At 57.3% G+C, this 4,039-nt stretch carries 4 protein-coding genes; all 4 read right to left on the bottom strand.

The annotated features are described in order from the left end of the window. Window positions 1–79: 79 nt before the first annotated feature. Window positions 80–1,423: a putative bifunctional diguanylate cyclase/phosphodiesterase gene (locus ACOCD2_RS13700; RefSeq protein ID WP_293648573.1), complete on the bottom strand. Its 1,344-nt coding sequence runs from the start codon at window positions 1,421–1,423 to the stop codon at window positions 80–82. A 4-nt stretch (window positions 1,424–1,427) separates the two neighbouring features. Beyond that, window positions 1,428–1,766, bottom strand: a complete 339-nt coding sequence (locus tag ACOCD2_RS13705; protein WP_293648576.1) for a hypothetical protein — start codon at window positions 1,764–1,766, stop codon at window positions 1,428–1,430. Between the two features lie 143 nt (window positions 1,767–1,909). Further along, entirely contained in the window at window positions 1,910–3,292 is a 1,383-nt protein-coding gene (locus tag ACOCD2_RS13710) for a class I adenylate-forming enzyme family protein (protein ID WP_293648579.1), read from the bottom strand. A gap of 30 nt (window positions 3,293–3,322) precedes the next feature. After that, window positions 3,323–3,850, bottom strand: coding sequence for a molybdopterin-guanine dinucleotide biosynthesis protein B (gene mobB, locus ACOCD2_RS13715; RefSeq protein WP_293648582.1), 528 nt, complete (start codon window positions 3,848–3,850; stop codon window positions 3,323–3,325). Between the last annotated feature and the right edge of the window lie 189 nt (window positions 3,851–4,039).

Consider the following 4,039-nt stretch of genomic DNA (forward strand, 5'->3'; position numbering starts at 1 on the left):
CGCGTTCGGAGGCCTACTTTGTTTTCCCTCTGGCGCAAGGCACGCCGGGAAAACAGTGCGGCCTCGCGGCTACTGGGGACTACCAGCCTTCGCTTCGCTCTCCATGGCTGGCAGCGGATGAATGCCCCGTGCCAAAATCATCGATGGCAAAACTGACACCGAGGGATTTGATGGCCTCCATGCGCTCGATTGTCTGTTCGATGTTGTCCAGTACCGTGCTCTCGGTGATCTCCAGGTGCAGCAACTTCGGATCTATCCTGTGCGCCACGATCAGATCCCTGACCCGGTTGACGAAATCAGGCTCCCGAAACTGTTTGGGGCTGATGTTTACGGAAACCACCAGTGGACAGACCGCCGACAGCTGGCGAATATGCTCACAAGCGGCATTGAGCACCCAGTCACCCAGACGGTAGATCAGACCGGTTTCCTCGGCTATGGCGATGAATTCCACCGGACTGATCAGCCCACGTTCGGGATGCTGCCAGCGCACGAGCGCCTCGGCGCCGTAGATATTGCCGTCAGCTTTAACCTGTGGCTGGTAATACAGCTCCAACTGATCAGTTTCCAGCGCCTTGCGCAAACCCTTTTCAATGGTCAGGCGTGTATCGAGCGCTTTCTGCATGGCTGGCTGAAAAAACCGGAAACGATCACGTCCGTCTTCCTTGGCGCGATACATCGCCACATCGGCACGTTGCAGAAGATCACCCGGGTCGCTCTCATCCAGAGGAAACAGGACAATTCCGATACTCGCCGAGACGTACAGGGTATGCCCGTCGTTCCGGAACGGCTCGAGGAACAGCTGCTGTATTTCAGATGCAACCCGCTGCGCCCGGACAGATGCCTGCGAAGAATCCTTTCCGATCTCCGAAAGAAGAATGACGAACTCATCACCACCCAGGCGGGCAGCAATATCCTCCTGCCGCAGCCTTTGAGACAGGCGCTGCGCCACTGCTTTCAGCAACTTGTCGCCCAGCGCATGCCCCAGTGAATCATTGACGTTCTTGAAATTGTCCAGATCCAGAAAGAGTATGGCACCCAGGTAGCCGTGCCGGAAAGAGCGGGCGACCTCCTGCCCCAGGTGATCAAACAGCATGCGCCGGTTGGGAAGGTCGGTCAGTTCATCGTAGAGCGCCTGATGATGTATGGTCGCTTCCGCCATGACCTTGTCATGACGCATGGTGAGTGTTTCGGCAAGAATGGTATTCAGCCGGTAAGCTGTCTTGAGCATCAGGAGCATGAAAAAGAGAAACAGTCCGACCAGCACCATCCCCAGATTCGTGCCCAGACTGAAAAAAGACCAGGTTATGGGCAGGATTGTCACCAGAAGGAAAAACATTATCGCGGGAAACAGCGCAGACAGTGTAGTCACAGCAGCCGCTATGACACCGACCAGAAGAAAAGTCAGGAACAGCTGATCCGGCATCGATTCAGGGGCGAACAGCAACAGCCCTGACGCACCCCATGAAAGGCCGGACAGGGCAGCCCCCAAGCAAGGCCTGGCGCCACCACCTTTCGGTGTCTTCCGGTAACGGCCGTGCGGCCTGGAAGCGCCAGTACTGCCACCAGCGGAACAAGGATACGAGCATAATAGCCGACAGCCAGCCGAGAATCGCCTCGTGACCGACGGCATCCCACAGCAATATACACAGGAGCACGCTGACGATGGGTATGAATGTCGCCGAAAACGGCACCGACGCAAATACCAGCCTGACCTGCTCCAGGAGAATGTCCGACTGCCCGCCGTTTTTCGCAGTCTGGTTATCCATGGAAATATTCATGCATGTCTTGTCGGCTGGTTTTCCAGAATATTAAATGCAAAAGCCATTGACCGGAATGCAACGGGAAATGAAGTCCAGAAACGCTTTGATGGGCAGTAAATCCTGGTCACGTCAGCAGATCGCAACACTGTTCAGCCTTTTTGCACCAATGTCTGCACACGCCGGGCCACTTCGTCACGCAACAGTTTTCCCATGGCATTTCGCGGCAGGGAAGCTGTGCGCAAATAGCGCTTGGGCACGAAAGCCCCCCGCAGATGCTGCTTCGCCCAGCCGCGAAGTTGGTCTGGACTCGCAGTTCCACAATACAGAACAGCCAGGGCATCACCCCAGACACTATCCTGAACGGCGCTTACCGCCACTTCATCCATGCCGGGACAACGCTGCAATTCCTGCTCCAGCAACCGGGGACGGATGTTTTCACCTCCTGTAATCAACATATCGTCCAGCCGCCCTGTAACATGCAACTGCCCCTTTTCGTCCAGCCACCCAGCATCGCCGGTTGTCAGCCATCCCTGGGCATCCGTCAGTTCGATACGGCTGCCATCCTCCCTGCGTGCATGAACCGCCACGGACTGACCACGAACACGGATGGCCCCAGTCTGCGCACAGATGCTGATCTCGGCATGAGACAGAGGCAGGCCGACACAGCCCTGCTGCCAATGCCGCGGTGCCGGACAGAGCGTCGCCACCTGGGATGCGGTTTCTGTCAGGCCATAGCTGGGACACACCGGCCAGCCCTGCTGCTGCGCAGCTTCGACCAGCGAGGCATCGGCTGCGGCACCGCCCAACAGTACGACCCGCAGGGAAGCCGGCGGCCGGAACGACCGGTCTACCTGCAACAGCCGGTTCAGCATGGTTGGCACGAGGGAAATATGGGTTATCCCATTCTGCACCAGGGCATCAAGCACGGTTTTTGGTTCGAAGTGCTCGGCGAGCACGAGTCTGGCACCCGTGTGGGCGCAGCGCAACAGCACACTCAGCCCACCGATATGATGCAGAGGGAGACAGGCCAGCCAGGCATCATCGGCTTTCAGCCCAAGCTGCTGACATGAAGCTTGCACGCTGCCGAGAAGATTTTTTCCGCTTAACTCCACCACTTTCGGCAAACCCTGTGTACCACTGGTTGCCAGCAAGAGATGCACCGCACCGGGCGGGAGTGCCTCTCCCACACAGGAAGTACCGTGTTCCGCATCCAGCAGCCCGGAAAAGACGTCTTCGAACAGCAGCAGATCCGGACGGGCTGCCGCCAGCAGTCGCTGTCGAGCCTTCACAGGCAATGCAGGATCAACGGGAAAGAACACGCATCCCATGCGAGGCAGTGCCAACAGCAACTGGGCATTCAGCCAGGTTGATTTGGCAACGCTGGCCACGACCCCGCCGGGCGCCAGTCCCAGGGACCGCAAGCGCCGACACAGGGCATTCAGAATACCGTTGAGCCGCTCCGCAGCGAACAGACTGCCCCGGTAGCGGATACCGAAATCCGGGTGCAGTTCCAAGCGTTTCTCAGCAGCCATCACCAGGCAGAGGAAAATGAGCGATACCCCTCACCGGCCCTCCAGCCAATCCAGCACAAAATCGGCGACGGTCGCGGGCTCGTTCAGGGCCAGCAGCGGTACAGCCAGCTCCTGAGACGGCGGCTGGTCTGTCGCCACGGCAAGCACCTTGTCGTCTTTGCTGCACAGCAGTGGTTTGCCCAGTGAAGGGCGGTGAATTTCGATCTTGGCAATGGGTTCATCGCGAAAACCTTCCACCAGCACCAGGTCCAGTGCACCTGTATCCAGCCGTGCGAGAAGCTCGACCAAATCGGGTTCTGTCTCGCCATCACCCTCGCGTATCCAGGCTGTACGGAATTTGGAGGCAAGCAGTATCTGACCCGCACCTGCCTTGCGCAACCTGTCACTGTCCTTGCCCGGCTTGTCCATTTCGAAATCATGATGGGAATGCTTTACCAGGGCCAGCCGCAACCCTGACTGCCGGAGCAGCGGTATGACCTGTTCCAGCAACGTAGTCTTTCCACTGCCGGAATACGCGGCAAAACCCAACACGGGCAAAGGAAAATCTGATAAATTCATGTCGTTTTGCGGCTACAAAAGAAATGAACCATATCAAAAACCCGGCAAATGCGTACACAATCATTTGTTATCCCAGAAATTTCATGGATTCGCGTGATGATCGCGCCGGATATTGTTTTCACAAGGGATTTTCTGAAGGCGTCCCGTATCCGGGATTACGGGCAACTGAAGAAAATTTCTTGTGGGAAC

Origin of the sequence: Thiolapillus sp., from assembly GCF_048562965.1 — a bacterium.
Classification (GTDB): Bacteria; Pseudomonadota; Gammaproteobacteria; order Chromatiales; family Chromatiaceae; genus Thiolapillus; species Thiolapillus brandeum_A.

What these genes read in the sequence shown, in the direction of transcription:
- ACOCD2_RS13710 (WP_293648579.1), bottom strand. Translation starts at nt 3,292, where the DNA reads ATGGCTGCTGAGAAACGCTTGGAACTGCACCCGGATTTCGGTATCCGC.
- ACOCD2_RS13700 (WP_293648573.1), bottom strand. Translation starts at nt 1,423, where the DNA reads ATGCCGGATCAGCTGTTCCTGACTTTTCTTCTGGTCGGTGTCATAGCG.
- mobB (WP_293648582.1), bottom strand. Translation starts at nt 3,850, where the DNA reads ATGAATTTATCAGATTTTCCTTTGCCCGTGTTGGGTTTTGCCGCGTAT.
- ACOCD2_RS13705 (WP_293648576.1), bottom strand. Translation starts at nt 1,766, where the DNA reads ATGGATAACCAGACTGCGAAAAACGGCGGGCAGTCGGACATTCTCCTG.